At 43.9% G+C, this 18911-nt stretch carries 13 protein-coding genes and 1 pseudogene; 1 reads left to right on the forward strand and 13 read right to left on the reverse strand.

What is annotated here, in order from left to right; genetic code table 11:
• Nucleotides 1-50: 50 nt before the first annotated feature.
• The 13 genes from recD to AB4140_RS16955 all read right to left on the reverse strand — a co-directional run bounded on the left by recD (nucleotide 51) and on the right by AB4140_RS16955 (nucleotide 17929).
• Nucleotides 51-2048 carry an exodeoxyribonuclease V subunit alpha gene (gene recD, locus AB4140_RS16895; RefSeq protein WP_303411002.1) on the reverse strand — a complete coding sequence of 666 codons (1998 nt, stop codon included), beginning with the start codon at nucleotides 2046-2048 and terminating at the stop codon, nucleotides 51-53.
• On the reverse strand, nucleotides 2048-5851 hold the full coding sequence (locus tag AB4140_RS16900) for a UvrD-helicase domain-containing protein (RefSeq protein WP_372001870.1): 3804 nt from the start codon (nucleotides 5849-5851) through the stop codon (nucleotides 2048-2050). The genes recD and AB4140_RS16900 overlap by 1 nt, the downstream gene beginning before the upstream one ends.
• 50 nt (nucleotides 5852-5901) lie before the next feature.
• Nucleotides 5902-9606, reverse strand: a complete 3705-nt coding sequence (gene recC, locus AB4140_RS16905; RefSeq protein WP_372001860.1) for an exodeoxyribonuclease V subunit gamma — start codon at nucleotides 9604-9606, stop codon at nucleotides 5902-5904.
• Nucleotides 9607-9892: 286 nt separating this feature from the next.
• Nucleotides 9893-11593 (reverse strand): Na(+)/H(+) antiporter subunit D, encoded by a 1701-nt coding sequence (locus tag AB4140_RS16910; RefSeq protein WP_372001862.1) that lies wholly within the window; start codon nucleotides 11591-11593, stop codon nucleotides 9893-9895.
• A complete protein-coding gene (locus tag AB4140_RS16915; RefSeq protein ID WP_102440564.1) occupies nucleotides 11580-11924 on the reverse strand; it encodes a hypothetical protein in 345 nt (114 codons plus the stop codon). Before AB4140_RS16915 ends, AB4140_RS16910 begins: the two co-directional genes overlap by 14 nt.
• The gene (locus tag AB4140_RS16920; protein ID WP_372001864.1) at nucleotides 11914-13404 is read right to left on the reverse strand and encodes a monovalent cation/H+ antiporter subunit D family protein; all 1491 of its coding nucleotides are present in this window, start codon (nucleotides 13402-13404) and stop codon (nucleotides 11914-11916) included. Before AB4140_RS16920 ends, AB4140_RS16915 begins: the two co-directional genes overlap by 11 nt.
• On the reverse strand, nucleotides 13401-14837 hold the full coding sequence (locus tag AB4140_RS16925; protein ID WP_372001866.1) for a monovalent cation/H+ antiporter subunit D family protein: 1437 nt from the start codon (nucleotides 14835-14837) through the stop codon (nucleotides 13401-13403). The genes AB4140_RS16920 and AB4140_RS16925 overlap by 4 nt, the downstream gene beginning before the upstream one ends.
• 41 nt (nucleotides 14838-14878) lie before the next feature.
• Entirely contained in the window at nucleotides 14879-15241 is a 363-nt protein-coding gene (locus AB4140_RS16930; protein ID WP_102440567.1) for a cation:proton antiporter subunit C, read from the reverse strand.
• Nucleotides 15222-16235: a Na(+)/H(+) antiporter subunit B gene (locus tag AB4140_RS16935; protein ID WP_277869117.1), complete on the reverse strand. Its 1014-nt coding sequence runs from the start codon at nucleotides 16233-16235 to the stop codon at nucleotides 15222-15224. The genes AB4140_RS16930 and AB4140_RS16935 overlap by 20 nt, the downstream gene beginning before the upstream one ends.
• A gap of 26 nt (nucleotides 16236-16261) precedes the next feature.
• Nucleotides 16262-16603 carry a monovalent cation/H(+) antiporter subunit G gene (mnhG, locus tag AB4140_RS16940; protein ID WP_102440569.1) on the reverse strand — a complete coding sequence of 114 codons (342 nt, stop codon included), beginning with the start codon at nucleotides 16601-16603 and terminating at the stop codon, nucleotides 16262-16264.
• Nucleotides 16600-16896: a monovalent cation/H+ antiporter complex subunit F gene (locus AB4140_RS16945; RefSeq protein WP_102440570.1), complete on the reverse strand. Its 297-nt coding sequence runs from the start codon at nucleotides 16894-16896 to the stop codon at nucleotides 16600-16602. Before AB4140_RS16945 ends, mnhG begins: the two co-directional genes overlap by 4 nt.
• Nucleotides 16896-17396, reverse strand: coding sequence for a Na+/H+ antiporter subunit E (locus tag AB4140_RS16950; RefSeq protein ID WP_102440571.1), 501 nt, complete (start codon nucleotides 17394-17396; stop codon nucleotides 16896-16898). Before AB4140_RS16950 ends, AB4140_RS16945 begins: the two co-directional genes overlap by 1 nt.
• A gap of 80 nt (nucleotides 17397-17476) precedes the next feature.
• On the reverse strand, nucleotides 17477-17929 hold the full coding sequence (locus tag AB4140_RS16955; protein WP_102476327.1) for a Rap1a/Tai family immunity protein: 453 nt from the start codon (nucleotides 17927-17929) through the stop codon (nucleotides 17477-17479).
• A gap of 557 nt (nucleotides 17930-18486) precedes the next feature.
• On the opposite strand from AB4140_RS16955, the pseudogene AB4140_RS16960 reads away from it, so the two are divergent.
• Nucleotides 18487-18911 (forward strand): annotated as a pseudogene (locus AB4140_RS16960) (transposase); the annotation flags it as partial.

Below are 18911 nucleotides of genomic sequence, written 5' to 3' on the forward strand. Positions count from 1 at the left end.
TATCTATTTGATCAATTGCTTGGCGGCAGTATCCATAGTTGAGATACCAACTACTCGTTATCCTCTCCCCATAACCTTAGTGCTAAGCCTGATGCGCGTGAGGTTACCTGTTTGCTGGCACGCTCAAATACATACGGTGTGCCTAAACAAATAAAATGCTCTTTGGCGCGAGTGATAGCGGTATAAACCAACTCTTTAGTCAGCAGCTGCCATTGGGCGTTACTGGGTTTTTGTGGTAACACAAAGGCGACTTTTTCAAACTCGCTGCCTTGGCTTTTATGTACGGTCATCGCAAAGCAACTGTCGTGATTGGGCAGCCTTGCAGGTTGTACTTTCAACAAGCTGCCATCGGCTTTAACGAAGTAGGCCATTAATTTTTCGGGCTTTTGCTCATCTTGCAATATCAAGCCAATATCGCCGTTGAATAAGCCTAAATTGTAATCATTACTTTGAATGATAATCGGTCTACCAAGGTAAAATTCTTGAGTGGGTTTTATCCAATGATTCTGTTTGAGCACATTAGTGATGGCGAGGTTCATGCCATCAACGCCAAATTCACCTGAGCGCATGGCACATAGAATGCGGAATTTATTGAAGGTATCAATAATCTCTTCTGCGCCATAAATACAGCTTAATTGCTGCGAGTAAGCATACTGATTATCGAGCACTTTTTGTAAGTACTCGGCATAAGCTGCCACTGCCGATTGCAATAACGGCAAACTTTGGGCGTCGGGCTGATGCTCTATCCAAGTTAACTCTTGATGGCCGCACTGCCACTCACGGCGAATGCCGTTGATGTTGACATAGTTTACCGCATTGGCCAGCAAGCCAATGCCGCCATCACCTTTAAAGCGGTGGCTGTGCATCAGCATACATAAATTGTCGCCGAGCATAGGTTTAGGATGGATAAACTGACTGGTATTTTGCTGAGTTAACTGCTGCAATAAGTTGGCTTGCTGCTCTGAATAGCGCATTTGCCATGGTGATGCATTAGCACTAAGATCGGCAGTCACTTTTAACCCTGCACAAATATCCGCCAATACAGCGCCTGCTTCAACGGATGCCAGCTGGTCTTGATCGCCCAATAATATTAGGCGGGCATTTTTAGGCAGGGCGCTTAATAGCTTATGCATCATAGGCAAATCCACCATTGATGCTTCATCGACCACCAATAAATCTAACCTAAGAGGGTTATCTTTGTGGTGTCTAAATAAGTGTGAGTTAGGGATCACTCCTAACAAACGGTGCAGGGTAGCAGCCTCTTCAGGAATTTTGCTTAGGGCATCAATTAGCTCTGGCTTAGCGGTTTGCTCAACTTGACTTACTAGCCGCGCTTTAGAGGCTTTAATGGACTCACTTAATCGCGCAGCGGCTTTACCGGTTGGCGCCACCAGTCGAATGGTTAAGGCTTTTTGAGTTAGCAGTAACAAGAGCAACTTAGTGACCGTGGTAGTTTTACCAGTTCCTGGGCCGCCAGTAATCACCGCTAAGGCTTTAGTTAGCGCCGTTGCAGTGGCCACTTTTTGCCAGTTGATGCTCTTGCTATTTACATCTGGTTTTTCATCGAATAAGTCATTCAAATATTGCGCTAGCGTTGCGGTATCAACAGTTAAGTTAACTTGTGCCAACTGGTTGAATCGGGCTGCCACTTGGGTTTCAAAGTGATAATACTTGTTTAAGTACAATCGGTTATGCTCAACAATTAATGGCTGGTTATCATCAGGTTGGCCGACACAGGCTAATGCTTCGATAGCGTCACTGAGTTGCTGGTGGGTTATTGTTAACTTGCAATGGGACTCTTGCTCGCAAAACGGATTATCAAGATCGATATTATCGATAACTAAGCAGCTGTGCTGACTTGATAATTGCTGGCTTAATAGCGCACAGATTAATAATAAAAACTCATCAGCAGTGTCATTTTTGGCATCAACTTGAGCGAGCTGAGAGTTGGCCATTTCAAGGGCAAAGTGACGATCAAGTGGGGTAATTAACCCTTGTTGTTGCCAATTTTTAAGTAACTGAGTCATTGGGGCGCTAAGGGTAATCATTATTTTTGCTCCAATGCATTGTTGTTTGAAAATAGTGCATCTAAATCAGTGATTAAGGCCAATGGCGGTTTATCAAAAAATATTCCTGCGCCTGAAGCTTCTGGGCTCATACCACGTAAGAAAAGGTAAAAACTGCCGCCTATATGACGCTGGTAATCATAACTTGGCATTCTCAAAGATAAGTAACGATGCAGTGCCAAGGTATAAAGAATATATTGCAAATTATAACGGTGGCTACTGATGGCTGTCGCCATCGCATTATGGTCATAACATGTTAAATCGTCACCCAAATGGTTAGATTTATAATCGGCAATAAAATACTGGCCTTTATACTCAAAGGTTAAATCGATAAAGCCTTTTAACATGCCTTGTAGCTCGTCAAATTCAAGCCCTGCATCATAACCATATTGTTGTAACAACTGATTTAACTGCTGAGATTTTAATTGGCTAATGGGCAGATAAAACTCCATCTCAACTAATTTTTGCTCTGGGGCTAACTGGGCTAATGTCAGTGGCAAACCATGATCATTTAATAGCTGATTATCTTGCGCTGCATTATTGGTAATGAGCGGGCTATGAAGGATTTGTTGATACCACTGGATTAAGGTATCTGTCCATATCTCTTGGTCAAAACCATATTGCTCCATGGCTTTGGGTAAGGCTTGTGGCAATTCAACCTCAGCATTGGTGAAATCAAATAGCTCTAACACCAAATGCATGAAGCTACCGGCATTAGCGCCGCGCTCGAAGGTAAAACGATTAATGGCGTTGTTTTCAACATCAGTGTCAAAAGGGTTGATGTCTGCTGCGGATTCAAATTGTGGCAGGGTTTCTTGGCTAAAGTCTTCATCGTCGGCACCCGGAGAGACTTTTTCATGGGCAAGGTGTTTCACCAAACCTGAGTAACTGCCAACTCGCCATGGGGTGTGGTAATCACGCTGCAAGGTTTTTGCCGCCAATTGTTGCGACTGGCCATTAAGTTCAGTGAGTACTGAGTCATCAATCGCCTCTAGCTGAACCACGCTAATGGCATCGGGCACTGGCGCGCTGGTTTTTATGGCCAGTGCTTGTTGTGATAACAACTCAAAATCACAATCTTTAGTGGTGATCCCCAATAAATAACCAATGGCGGTTTCGTATAAGTGACTACTTACCCCTGCTTTAAGCATGCGGCTATGGTTGGCAATGTATAAGTAACACACATAAACCGGACGGGTGAGCGCCACGTATAACAGACGTAAATCTTCAGCGAGGTTTTCTTGTTTGTATTGCTCCCAGCCTTCTTTCGTGCCCTCAACATCCCAAACTAATTGGTCATTTTTATGGTAAAGCATAGGCGCAGGCTTTTTGCGATTATCCCGCGCGAGACTGATAAATGGCACCATACAAACGGGATATTCAAGCCCCTTACTTTTATGAATGGTAACGATTTGCACCAGATTTTGTTCGCTTTCAAGGCGCAATTGCTGCTCATCATTGCCTTGAGCATCAATCAGTTGTTGCTCAAACCAATTCATTATCGCGCTGCTACCATCAAGTTCGGTGGCTTTTTGCTGCAGTAGTTCGCACAAATGGCGGAAATCGGTGAGTCGGCGCTCGCCACTTTCAGCATTACTATTAGCACTACTATCAACACTACTATCAGCCATACTATCTGAGTTGCTGTCGACGCTTGGGCTAAGCTGTTTACTTAAATAGCGCTTAATCAGCTGGGTTTGGTTAGCCAAACTTAACAGCGCAGGCATGATGCCGCGCTTAAGCCAGGTTTGATGCCAATCAGCAAATTGGTCCAGTAAGCTTTGTCGCTGCTCTTCATCTTGATTAAACAGATGAATTTGCTGGGCGCTGTAACCCATAAGCTCAGTGGCAAGTGCTGCGCGAAGGCAGCGCTCATCTTTCGGGTTAGCAATAGCCCGTAAAATTATCGCCAGTTCAAAGGCCTCTTGGGTGTTAAATACGCTATCTCGGCTTAAAAATACTGCGCCAATATTACGCTCGCTTAAGGCTTGCTTCATCACCGAGGCTTCATTTTTATCGCGCACTAACACGGCAATATCTTTGGCGATGAGCGCTTTGCCATTCATATGGCATTGCTCAGTTTGCGCTTCAGTTAATAAACGTTTTATTTCACTGGCAGCATCATTCGCCAGTAGATGACGGGCAGTAGTTTTATTTAAGCCGCTTTCACCTTCGCCAAGCAGTTTAATTCGCAGCGCTGATTTGTCTTCAGTGGCTTCAGTGAGCTTTTTATTGTCAGCGCTGGCTGGGGTATCAACCACATCATAAGGGATCGCATCACTGATAAATGGATCCTGATGTTGGCTAAAGAGCTGGTTAACCCCATTGACCAATGCCGTGGATGAGCGGTAATTGGTTTCGAGGTTATAGTGCGCTTTAGTTTGCTTACGGGCATGGATATAGGTATGAATATCGGCGCCGCGAAAGGCATAAATGGCTTGTTTGGGATCGCCAATCATTAATAAACTTAAACTATCAAGCTGGGTTTGCTGCTGATAAATGGTAGAGAAAATAGTAAATTGCAGCGGATCAGTATCTTGGAATTCATCAATTAATGCCACCGGAAAGCGTGTTGCAATGGCTTTGGCTAAATGGTGTGCGCTGGATTCAGTATCAGTTGATTCAGTATCAGTTGATTCAGTATCAGTTGATTTAGTAGCAGTTGATAAGGCATCAGCCAAGGTGATCAAGAGATCATCTGGGGTCATTAAGTTGCGCTGGGCTTTTTGCAGCATAAATCGCAGCCGAATACCGTCACGGGCGCGAATTAAAAATGATGGCTTTATTTGCTGGATAAGTGCAAATAATCGCTCGATATGATCGAGCAGCGGCGCATCATTTGCGCTGGGGATAGTGCCACCTTTATTGAGTTTTAACTCAGATAGCGCCAGCATTTCTAAATCTTTAACTGGCGGCAGGCCATTGCCGAAGCTAACCCAATTGGTTAAGCGATCATACATGGCCGCAAGCTTTGGATAATCATCGGCTTTTTTGCCGAATCTCGCGCCATTGAGCGGTAAGCTGTGTAGCAGTTCCAGTTCTTTTTCACTGTCTGTTGGCCAGCGCTTTATAAAGCGAGCAAGGCTTTGAACTAATTCATCAGCTAACTGGTTAAACTCTTTCGCCACAAACGGGATATTGGCTTGGCTCGCGCCGAGTAACGGTTTAAGTTGCCAAGCCAAGCTATCAGGGTCGCCAAACTCGTTATCAATCACTTGGGCTAATACTTGTGGCAGTGGGTAGCAGGTCTCACGCCAAAAATCACGCACGGCATGATGTAAAAACTCACTGTCATCGAGAGTAAATTCTGACTCGAATAATAGCGATGACTCAAACGCCATGTCAGATAAAATGCGTTGACAAAAACCGTGAATGGTAAAAATCGCCGCTTCATCTAGTGACTTTAGTGCTAAATCTAACCGTCTTAGGGCAATTGCCCGCTCAGACTCTGGTACTTGTTGGTACAGGGCCTCTACAAATTCATCATTGGTGTCTAAGCCAATAAAGCACTTAAAGGCCACTTGAATACGTTTACGAATTCGATCCCGCAGCTCTTCGGTGGCGGCATTAGTAAAGGTCACCACTAAAATCTGTTCACAGGTGAGCGGCGCTTTATCTTTATCGCCCAGTAATAGCCGTAAATACAGCCCAGAAATGGTGTAGGTTTTACCTGTGCCAGCACTGGCTTCAATTAAGCTTGAACCTGCAAAAGGCAGTGTTAGCGGATTAAGCTTGCTGACTTTTGAGTGAGTTTCTTTGCCATTAGCGATTTCAGAGTCAGTCATTTCGGTGTTAGCGGCCTCTAACTTGCTAGCATTGTCATTAATTTGAGTCATTAGGCTTTGCCCCCTTTAATTACAGAGAGCTTAGGTGGTTGGATAGCATATTCGTCAAGCTCGGCGAGGGTGCCTTTGTGATAAATACTCAACATAGGTTGCAGTAACATGGTGGCTGTTTTGCCAAATTCAGCTTCAGTAAAGTCTTCAGGAAAACTAAATAAACGGCGATTATGGGGATCGTTCCCTTCACCAAAGCCTGATTGTTCATCAAGCCATAATGGCTCGGCAGCTTGCAGTTTTTCCATATGATCACCATCGGCTTCAACATAGGCTAACGCGGTGCGCGGCATAAAGCATAACGGCTGGGCTTGGCCATTGAGATAAGCTTGAATAAATTGCTGTAATAATTGCTGAGCGGACTCTGGCGTAATTGCGCTAAAGGCATGAAAATGGCCAATATCCAGCAGGTAACTGTTTTTCTCAACCCCTGCGGCATTAAGGCATAAATGGCGCAAATACACCCTGACAAAATCACGGCCATGGGCAGTGCCAGGGCGATAATTTATTTGCCCTTTAGCGTAAATATCATCGATGCGGCCAATAAGGTTAACGTTAATGCTTGATTGAGTGCTGTCTAAAGCCTCGCTGTTTAGCGGCGTTAGCCCTTCAAACTGTAAATCAATATCCACTTCCTGACTGTGGCTCTTATCGCCTGTGAGATAGAGCACCCGACCAATGACGTATTTAATGTCGTTTTGATAGCGATTAAGCAGCACATCATCAAAGGGCGCCATGGGTAAACTGCCACTGGCTTTTAGCTGGTTGATAAACTCAATGTCAGCGTGTTCAAGTTGGTGATGCACTGCACTGTCAATCATTGCTGATTGCAATTTATAGCGCTCTAATGCATCTAAGTTAAATGGCTCGTCGTTATCGTCAGCTTGAATTCGTAAATTAAAATCAATTTTTAAACTGCGATTGAAAAAGAATTGCGCTGGGCTTCTGAAAAAGCGTAATAATGCCGACAATTCAAGTTGCACAATGGCGCTGCCATCGTCGGCAACAGCATCAAATGGGTTGTCATCGTTGGCTAAATCTAACGGCTTAAGGCGGTTAAAGAAGCGGGCATTATTAAGTAAGTGGTTCGCATCTGCGATACTTGGCGGGCACCACTGATGATTATAACTTTGCTGCAATTTAGTTTGCTGAGTTGCAGTAAACAATTTGGCATCAAAGGGTTGCAGCGGTTGCTGCTGGATTAAATGGCGTAATATTGCTTTATCGGCATTATTTACTTCAACGCTTTCACGAAAGCTTTCACATAAGCCTTGGCCGATTTCGAGTTGAGGCTCATTATTTGTAGTGAAATAATAGTCAGCAAAATAACACAGCTGGCAATACTCGGTTAGCTCTGACACCAACATTGAGGGAATTCGTTCAGCGTTATCACGCTCAGAGTGGCCAATGTAGCTGATATAAAATTGCTCTCTGGCAGACAATAAAGCTTCTAAAAACAGGTAACGATCGTCTAATCGGCGGGAACGGTCACCTTTAATAGCGCCATTGTGGGCCATTAAGTCAAATCCAACAGGGTGTTGTACTCGTGGATACACCCCATCATTCATACCCAGTAAACATACCACTTTAAAAGGAATTGAGCGCATCGGCATCAAGGTACAAAAGTTCACACTCCCTGCAAGGTAGCGCTGACCAACTCGAGATTCATTAAGGTTTTGATTAAACCATTGCTTGAGCACTTCAACATCGAGTTCACCTTGATGACCGGCGTCTTCAAGCTCGGTACTTAAGGTGACTAAGGCTTCGCGAATGGTTTGAACTTGCTCGCGCTCGTCATCATCAGCATCAAAGAAAACCTCTAATAAAGCTTGTAGCTGCGCGATACGTTCAAGGGTTGGACATTGGCTAGCCAGTTGCAGTTGATATTCGTCAATGGCCTCTAAGAAATTGAGTAAATAGCCAAGAATTTGCGCAGACTGGCCTTCAACACCTTGTACTAGCAGTGAATCGTTATAAAGCGCTGATTCATCATTAAAAGCATAACCTTGAATTAAGCGGCTAATACCAAATGCCCAAGAGTTCTGCTTAAACGCTGGTACTCCTTGTTGCAATCGGGTTTTTTCATCACGGCCCCAACGCACGTTGGCATCATCTAGCCAACGTCTAATAAGCTGCAGAGCATCATCATCGAGCTGAAATTTTCGTAAAATTGCTGGGACTTCGAGAATACTGATAATGTCAGTGAGGCCAAAACGGCTTTGATTAATATTGAGTAAATTCAAAAAGCTGTTAATTAGCGGTGACTCTTGAGCTGCGCCTCTATCGGCAATGGCATAGGGAATATAGTAGTTGGCTGTTTTGCCTGAGTCTTGATTACTTCGATGTAAACCGCTATTGCTAGTGCCAAATACCGCATCAATATAAGGCGCATAAGCTGCCACGTCGGGCATCATCACCACGATATCTTTGGGTTTTAGTGATGCTTTACCGTTGTCATTCGCATTGCTTGACAGTAACTCGAGTAAATGATCGTGCAGGGTTTCGACTTCTCGTAGCGGGCTATGGCAACTGCGCAGGGTAATTGATTGGTCTTGCTGGCTTAACGAGCGTCTATTGGCGACATTTTGATAAAGTGCTGCATCAGGGCCAAGGGCTTGGCCTAGGGTTTCCATTTGCAGAATATCGTATTGCACCCCTTGGAGTAGATTTAAACTGTCAGGGGATTGTTCGGGCTCGATATAGCAGTCATAACTAAAGTCAGTGTGTTCTGGCGGTAGTTCGAGCATTAAATCCAGTAATTCACGGCCCATTTTGCCATTGTTAGCCAGGATCGGATTACCCACTTCGAGCTTTTCTTCCCATTGCTCGCCTAACTGCTTTTTATCAACATATTGCAGCGCCATTCTTGCGCGAGCTTTAGGGTCAACAATATCGCCCCAGTAATGCTGACAAGGGCTTAAGGAAAACATAATCACTTCAATGCGTTCAGCCAAGTGATACAGCACTTGCAAGGTTTGTGGCGGCATAGAAGAAATACCAAACACAAATAATCGCTCAGGTAGCGACTTAATTACAGTGTCAGGGTTTTGCAGTGCAGCAATTAAGTGTTGATGTAAGTTAGCGCGATGATAAGTGCTGGCATGAAGGTGGTGCTGGTTATATTCAATCAGTGCCCGCCAGAGCTTAGGTTGCCAACGCTGGTTTTCTTCCAGCTTCAGCGGATGCTCGTTTTGCTCCCAAGCTAGAATCCACTCAGGGCGATACACTAAGTATTGGTCAAAAATATCGGCAATACGGCCACATAATTGATACAGCTTAATGGCATCAAAACTGCCAGCTTGGACATAAGGCAGCGCTTCATCTGTATGGTTGGCGTGCTGATTTTCAACCGGAGCTAAATAGGCTTGTAGCGGCGCAAAGTCAGGGTCATCAAGTAATGGCGACAGTAAATCCATTAACTTCCACGTCATCGCCGCTTTAGTAAAGGCATTATCTTTAGGCACATCTGGCAGCAGTTCATGGCATAACTGCCAGGTAAAACTCGACGGCAGCGGAAAGGACAGGGCGGCAGCAATACCATTATATTTAGCCACTTCTAAGCGCAGCCAAGTTGACATCCCCGGACTTTGCACCAAGATATGTTCATTTGCGAGTAAATTAGCGTTATCAAGGGGGATAGCGAGCATTTTAGACAGTTGTTCTGACAGAACTTCCATCTGATTTGATTGAATTAATCTAAGCATTAATCGACTCTACAAATGATGATAAAAACCATTCTAAGAGGTTGTTATTAGGTTTGAAAGGCTTTTATCACATCTAGGGTTTAAGCGCTAAATAAGCAACCAAATTACATGGAGTTTGGTTGGCAAAACTCCTGTTTTTTTCTATAGGATTTATTGATTGAAGCTAAATTTTAATTCAATAATTTACTTGATTATTAATTGAGATCCACTCCCCAAAAAACAACAAGTAGCCTGTTTACTCATGTTTATAGGCAAACAAGCTAGAGAGTATATTAATGAGACTGAGTCAGTTTATAAAGCCAATGAATAGGTAGCTGGCTAGAATCACTGCTACCCAAAGCACCATGTTGCCAGATGGATAGTCGCTCGAGATAAAGCTCCCCCCCCCTTTGTATTGGCGCGCTAAAAACTGCTGACATTGGTCTAACTTCCCACGAATTGATTGACGAATTTCGCCATCCACTTTCCAAATGACTGCAAATATGCGCTGCAGTGCATTAGGCACTAAGCGCCTGTATACCCAATCTACATCAAGGTGAGTAGAGCGAAGCTCTGGTGGATATTTACCTTTGAGATTGAGCCAAACGAACGCTAATGCTGAAAACAGTAATAACTGAGTCTGAGCGAGTACATGGGTCGCATCATATGGGTTGTAACCCGTATCGTATGGCAGCAGAGAATAAAGCGCTGCAGGATAAATACCAATACCAATACATAGACAGGCAGCGATAAACATTGCTGTTAACATATTGAGCGGTGGATCGTTGGCTCGAATACCCGAGTCATGGGCAAAGAAGGCAAAGTAAGGGATTTTGATCCCCGCGTGATGAAAAACACCTGCTGACGCAAACAGTAGCATTAACCAGACCCAGTCATGGCCAGTTTCCATTGCGGCAGACATCACCATGGATTTACTGACAAAACCGCTAAACAGAGGGAATGCAGAAATGGAGGCCGCACCAACAATACACAGTATCGTGGTTTTTGGCATGGTCTTATAAAGGCCGCCGAGATCGGAGCCATTTATACGCCCTGTCATATGCAGTACGGCGCCCATACTCATAAACAACAAGCCTTTAAAAATGACATCGTTAAAAGCATGAGACACTGCACCATTTAATGCCAGCGAAGTCCCGATCCCGATGCCGACGACCATAAAGCCTACTTGGTTAATCAAACTATAGGCAAGCACTCGGCGAAGATCGTTTTCAATCACCGCAAAGAAGATTGGGAAACAGGTCATTGTAGCGCCAATGTATATCAGCAACTCAGTGCCAGGGTAAGCCCGAGCAAGTGCATAAACCGCCACTTTAGTGGTAAATGCGCTGAGTAACACTGTACCGGTCGGCGTCGCTTCAGGGTAAGCGTCGGTAAGCCAAGTGTGAGCAAAAGGAAAAGCACACTTAATACCGAAGGCAATAAAGATAAGCCATCCTGCAATGCTATCTAGGCCGATATAGTCAAAGGCTAGGCTACCGGTTTCAGAGATATAAAACAGCGCACCTATCAGCAAAATAACCCCAGAGAGAACCTGCATGATGAGGTAGCGCATTCCCGCGCTATATGCTGCTGGAGTACGACGAGCCCAAACTAGAAATACTGAGGTAAATGCCAACAGCTCCCAGAACACAAATAAGGTAAGTAAATCACCCGCAAACACCGCACCAATAGCGCTACCTGCGTACAGCATAGCGGCAACTTGTTGCACTGTATCTTTAACGTGCAATGAGTAGACGATGCCAATAAATGCGGCAATATGGAAAATATAGCCAAACATCAGGCTTAATTTATCTGCGCGATAAGGGATTAATTCATAGTCTAAAAACATCAATTGCAAATGGACGCCTTCTGGCACAGTCCACAAATGCAATCCGCTGATCACTGGAATCACTATCATCAAGGCACCGCGCAGCTTTCCACGAGTTGTAGCAGCAATCAATCCGCCAATGATAAACAGCACAAACGGCGGTAACTCAAGCATCCACATTGCGATCACCTTTATTGTTAGCTTCTTTGGCGTGGCCATCGCTGACGTCGACTATTTCAATTTTGCTATTATCAAGCTCTTCAACGGGTCCATAATAATCTTCTGGGCGCATCAAAAAGGTACGCATCCAGCTGGCGACTATGACCAAGATGACGCAGCCGACAAAGCCATAGATAGGATAAAACGCTGGCAGGTTTTCCCAGCTATGATAAACATGGCGATGAATAACAAAATCAAGTGCCACAAGCAATGCACAACAGGTATATAACAGGTATAAAACCCGCTGAATGTTTTTCGGTTTATCAAAGAGATATTGCTTCTCATTGTCCATGGCTAACTCCAGATACAGTCAAGATAGCTTTCGCCAACTCATAAACGGGCTGTGGATGGATGAACATAATCAAGCAGCCTAGGGATGTGATAATTAATGCGATTAATGAAGCCATTGGTGCTTCTTTAATATCTGTACTTGATGACTTATACCCTTTACCGGGGAAAAACGCATGGTAAGGAATAGGTAGTAGGTAGGCGATGTTGAGTAATGAACTGAGCATTAAAGCAACCATGACAACCCAATAGCCGGTTTCAATAGTGCCCATCAATAGGAACCATTTACTCCATGTCCCTCCGGCTGGTGGAACGCCGATAATGCTAAGGCTGGCAATAAAAAAAGCGCCCATGGTGATTGGCATGGCAAAACCTAAGCCGCGCATTTCGCTTACCTTAGATTTATGGCTAGCCACCAAAATGGCGCCAGCACAAAAGAATAGGGTAATTTTGCCAAAGGCATGGGAGGCAATATGCATTGAACTACCAATCACACCCGATGAAGTAGCTAGCAGTGCCCCAATAGTGATATAGCCGAGTTGGCTCACTGTTGAGTAGGCCAATCTGGCTTTTAAGTTGTCTTGTCGCATCGCCACGATTGAAGCTAAGAGCACTGAAAGGGTAGCTAAATAAAGTAAAAATTCAGTAGTTGGTAATTGGGGGAGTAGGTCGAGTCCAAAAATGAAAATACACACCTTCAATACCGTAAATACCCCTGCTTTTACTACCGCTACAGCATGAAGCAGGGCGCTGACCGGTGTTGGTGCCACCATCGCTGCGGGTAGCCAGCGATGAAATGGCATAATGGCAGCCTTACCAATGCCAAATATAAATAGCATTAGGATTAAGCCTGCAATGGTGGTATCCACATCGGCATCAAATACGCCGCCTGCTGTAAATTCAAGGGTGCCAGTCACAAACCAAGTTAAGATGATGGCCAGTAAGAAAAAGGCGATAGAGGTAGTGAGCAAGATACCGAGGTAGACACGGCCACCTTGTTTGGCCTTGTCTGTACCTGAGTGAGTCACCAGCGGATAGGTTGATAGAGTGAGCACTTCGTAAAAGATAAACAGAGTAAACAGGTTGGCTGAAAAGGCGAGCCCCATCACTGCACTAATCGCCAAAGCGAAACAGATATAAAAGCGAGTTTGGTTATCCTCATTATGGTCACGCATATAGCCGATGGCGTAAATGGTGGTGATTAGCCAAAGAAAACTGGCAATGAGAGCAAACAGCATACCGAGCGGTTCTACGACAAAACTCACCTCTAAATCAGGCATCAGCTCCCACCATGAGACCTCAATACTGGCACCAGCCATGAGGGCTTGGTAGATATTGATTACGCAGTAAAGCACCATAAGGCTGATACTGATGGTGATAGCCTCACGCAGGTTAGGTTTCTTTCCTGTTGCTGCAATTGCAAAGGTTGCCAGTAAAGGCAATAAGATAGTTAGCTGTAACATCAGCGGCAAAGATGGATTCATGGGGTTATTCCAAACAAACTTTGAGAAGCCGCCTGTGCAACTTGCACGCTTAGGCGAGTATCTATACCGAAATAAATATTAGCGAAAATGAGCGCCCAAATAGGGGCGAGGAAGGTCCAAGGCGCCTCTTTGACAGTTTCACACCCATTAAGTGGCGGCTTGAAGTAAGCCATTTCTACAATACGCCAGATATAGATAATCGCCAGCAGTGATCCCAATAGAATAAGAACGGCCACTGGCCACATACCAGCCTCAACACTGGCGATAAGCAGATACCATTTACTGACAAAACCGACGGTCAATGGCACACCAATCAAACTGAGCCCACCAATAACGATGGCTGACATGGTCAATGGCATTTGTTTACCTAGGCCTTGGAACTGTTTGAGCTGGACGCTGCCAATGCGGTACATTACAGCGCCTAATGCTAAAAACAGCGCGCCTTTCATTAAGGCATGGTTAAACAAATGTAGTAAGGTGGCCATAATGCCGGTACTGGTATTAATCGAGTAGCCAATGATCATATATCCCACCTGAGCGATACTTGAGTAAGCTAAGATGTGTTTCACATTTTGCTGATAAATAGCCGTGATAGATGCGGCAAAAACACCTATAAGACCAAGCACCATTAAAATACTTTGCAGGGGCAGGGTGGTGAATGAGAAAGAGATGCCAAGTACGGTAAAAGTAAAACGAATGAGCAGATACACAGCAACCTTAGTTGAGGTTGCTGCTAAAAATGCTGTCACAATTGAAGGTGCATAGGCATAAGCATTAGGTAGCCACAGGTGCAGTGGAAATAACGCCAGCTTTAAGCAGATCCCGACAATTAAAAAGGCGAATGCTGCAAATACTGTACGGGTGTGGCCAACATCAACTAACCTAACAGCTAAATCGCTCATGTTTAGCGTGCCCGTCATTTGATAGAGCATGCCAATACCAATCAAAATAAAGGTGGCACCAATGGTACCCATTATCAGGTATTGGTAAGCAGCCCACAGTGCTCGTCTATCTTTACCCAAGGCAATTAAGGCATAGGAGGACAGTGAGGAAATCTCTAAAAATACAAATACATTAAAGGCATCACCGGTTGCCACAATGCCGAACATGCCGGTTAAAGACAGCAGGTATAAGCTGTAAAATAAGGTGTGGCGGTCTTCGTCTAACTCTTTTTGTATGCTGGTGTTAGCGGCAAACAACACCACAGTACCTATGGTGGAGATGATTAGCAGTAAAAAGGCGTTCAGCTTATCGATGCGATATTCAATGCCCCAAGGTGCTTCCCAACCCCCAAGTTCATAGGTAATGGTGCCAGACTTCATGACCTCAATTAGTAATATTATGCTGTTGATACAGGTAGCACTGCACACCAATAAGGCAAATATCCACACAAGTTTGGAGCGATTTAGGAACCAGCATAGCGGGGCTGCCATTAGCGGCACCACAACTTGTAAAACAGGCAGGTGAGCTAACACTATGATTCGTCCTCGTTGAGCTGATCTTGTTTTTGGATCTCATCTTCTTCTATACAGCCATAGGCTTCTTTGATTCTGATCACCAGTGCTAGACCAAGCGCTGTGGTCGCAATACCCACCACAATGGCAGTTAGAATTAACACATGGGGCAGCGGGTTAGAGTAATCACTGATCCCTTCAGCCAATATCGGTGCGCTACCACGCTCGACCATGCCGACACTGATATAAAAAATAAACACTGAGGTTTGAAAAATGGTGAGTCCAACTAACTTCTTAACCAAGTTTCCATGGGCGATAACGATATAAAAGCCAATCATCATCAACAATACGACGATCCAATAGTTATAGAGTCCGAGAAACATCCTGCTCCCCTTTTTTATCTGAGCTGTTTTTCTCAGCTTGAATTTGAGCCTGAGCTTGTCTGCGGCCATCAAAGTTGAAAAAGATGCTTAACATCACCGAAGCGACAGTGATGCCCACGCCTAATTCAATCAGCAGTATGCCTAAGTGCTGGCCATCAATCGGATTTTCAGCCAGTACGTTGTAATCTAAGAAGTTAGCCCCATTGATCATGGAAACAACTCCGACACTGGCATAGAGCAAAAGCCCAACAGCAGCAAGCAATTGAATTAGCGCCGGATTAAATACCTTTTTAGCGGTATCTAAACCAAATAGCATGGTATAAAGAATAATCGCAGCAGCGAAGATAACACCTGCTTGAAATCCGCCACCAGGCCCAAAGTCACCATGGAATTGTACATACAGTGCAAATAACAAGATTAAAGGAATAAGTGTTTTACTGACGATGCGCACCACCATGTGGCGCTCATGCATTTGTTCTTCTGTTGGCTCTTCAGATTGAATTTTTTTACGGCGACGAGGCAGTGATAACAGCGAAAGCACGCCAATACCTGCGGTAAAGATAACGGCTACTTCACCTAAAGTATCAAAGGCTCGGTAGCTCCCTAATACTGACGTCACAATATTAGGCACACCTACCTCGTCCATCGAGTCATGAATATAGCGCGGGGCAACATGTTGATGCACTGGCGCATCAACAGTGCCAAAATAAGGCATATCTAGGGTACCGTAGATCAGCATGCTACCAGTGACGAGTACAACAAACAGTGCAAGAAAGGGTTTATGCCGCTTTGGCGCCTCTTTTCGGCCAGTCATGGTAATGGCGGCTAGCATGAGTAAGCCTGATATTCCTGCACCTACAGACGCTTCGGTAAAGGCAACATCTACAGCGTCGAGTACCACAAAGAAACAGGCTGATAATAAGCCATAAATTCCGGTTAACATGACGACCGCTAATAGATCTCTCATGCGAACGATAGCGATGGCGATGACCACTAAAAAGATTAATAGTATTACATCTACTAAGGCTTCGATGGCTTGTTTCCTCCCTGAGGATCAGGCTTATCTTTTTGCGGTAATAGGCCATTATGTAATGCCGCTTTTGCTAAGGCATGACTAGCAGAAGGGTTGATAAAGAGTGTGAATACTAAAATCAATACCAACTTAATGAGTACTAAACCATTTGGGCTTTGCAGCATTAACCCTATCAGGATTGAGCTTGCACCTAAGGTATCGGTTACGCTTGCAGCGTGCATTCGGGTGTAAAAATCAGGGAAACGAATAATCCCTATACCACCAGAAAAACAAAGGAAGCTACCAATTAGCAGGCATAAACCACTGCTTATTTCGAGTAAGAGATTCATTTCTTCCTCTTCTTGGTTAAATGAGATTTATAGGGGGTCACTTTGAACTCGGCTGAGTCTGAATAGCGTAAAACGCCGATGACGCTGATAAAGTTAATGAGGGCATAAACAAGGGCGATATCGAGAAACTCTGGGCGTCCCATTAAAAAGCCCAATAGCGAAATAAGCAGTATGGCTTTAGTACCAAAAGAGTTGAAAGCTAATATTCGATCATAAAGCGTCGGGCCGGCAATACAGCGAATGATTGCCAGTAGCATAACAACGAGAATAGCGATGGTGGCAGTAGCTAACATTAGTCTTCAAGCTCCCTTACCCGGCGGTCCATCTCTCCGGCTTTTAGTGCGTCGATACCATCTTTATGTAAAGCATGAACAGTAAGCTTGTCATCAATTAAGTCTATCGCTACTGTGCCAGGGGTTAGGGTAATGGAGTTGGCGTAAATGACTTTATTAATATCTGAGCATTGGCGAGTGTCTATGGTAGTGAGTGTTGAAGAGATACTGCTGTTACCCAGCCAGATATGTTTAACCACACTAATATTAGATAAAATAACTTCTTTCACTAACCATATCGTATAGCCTGGCATATTGGCATTTAGACGGATTGGGTGCGTTTCTTGGTCGATAACATCCATTTTTTGGGCAATATAAAGCACCAGCATGATTGAGCCTGCACCCAGTGATAATAAAAGCGGGTTAGTGTAATTTGAGTTAATCCACCAAAATAGGGCTAAGGTTAATAACAGGCTAAGCCTATGGCTTGGAACAACGCCGCTTTTATTTTTTTGTGTCATATTATTTAATGCTTCGTGTTAGTTAACTCCAGTACAAAACCTGGCGAGTTTTAAGATTATTATGGTTAGCTTTTTACTCGTTAATCATTTTGCTCGCATGACGATTCATCAGCTAATGCTTGATATACTTGCCTGTGAAGGTCATTAAAAGAATCTGTAGATGGAGACAGTTGGTTAATTGTTCGATCGACTATCTGCTGAACCAGTTGTTCTCGAGTTACATCTGCGGGTATACATACGATTGTAGGTAGCTTTTTGGATGTCTGTGTACCAACTCGAGTACGGTAAGCTCTGTCAGCAAATCCTTCGGTATTGTTTCTAAGTTCGTATTGCTGACTCGTATTTAATGCACCAGCAAGAAAGCCCTGAATATAGTAAGTACATGGCATAGCCGAAATGGTGGCTGATTCGTTATTTAGCGACTTACAAGATGATAGAACAAGTTTTTCTTCATTTTTAGCGTTATTTGAGGATGCGGAAAGCGAAAAAGTAACACTGAATGTAAATAGTACTAAGAGCTTTATGAGCGACATATAACCTCCTTTTATAATTCTATTAATTTTAATATCACCTAGTGAAATATTTCAGTGCAGTACTCTTTAGGCGACTTTGTTTAGCTTCGTATCATGCGTTTCTTGCTTGCAATGATATTTCAAGATTATTACGTTGCGCAAAGCTGTTGCTAGCAACATGCTGATTACTTTTTGCTAACCAATAGTCTTTATTTATAACATGAATTATCCAAATTTAAATACTTAGTAAGTGTAAACTGTATATTTTTTTGATTTTGAGCAGGTTACACCAGCTATAGAAAGGCTCTAGCAAGGGCTACGCACTTGGTTATTGCTAATTTTACTCAGTTAAGGTTTTATATGACTTGTGGCTTTAGTGAGTATGTAAGTTTGAAAATAGAGTGAGGTTATTAGCTTGGTGAAGCTAACTTCTAGATCTAGTACTGGCTGACTGCCAATGGGTTTTTAACCGCTTCAAATAGCAATCTTTTCAAGCGCTTAACCCCATCAATGAGTTTGAGAATAGGCTTCGGTGTTTAACTGACTTAGCTTGATAATACCTATGGTAAAAAGGCGTTAAAGGTACATTGCTGACCCATAAATTTGTTAAAGGTGAAGTGCTTAATGAATTTGAGTTAAAGAAGGCTCATGAATGTATCATTCAATACCGCCAACGTTTGACTGACATTAGCTGGTTTATGGGTTCCTTGAGTGAACCCATTGCTAGAATGGCCAATAAAGAAGATAAGTGAACAGGCCGTTTTTGGGAAGGGCGGTTTAAATCTCAAGCCTTGTTAGATGATGCGGCCGTACTCGCCTGTATGGCGTATGTTGATTTGAATCCAATTCGCGTGCAAATGGCTGCAACACTTGAAACTTCAGATTGCACCAGTATTCAACGACGCATAAATTCAGCTATGAAAGGTGAGCAACCAAAAGAGTTACTGCCATTTGTAGGAAATGAACGTTTAAATATGCCTAACGGACTGATGTTTAGTGTTAA

It is taken from the genome of Shewanella sp. 10N.286.51.B2 (assembly GCF_041469265.1).
Taxonomy (GTDB): Bacteria; Pseudomonadota; Gammaproteobacteria; order Enterobacterales; family Shewanellaceae; genus Shewanella.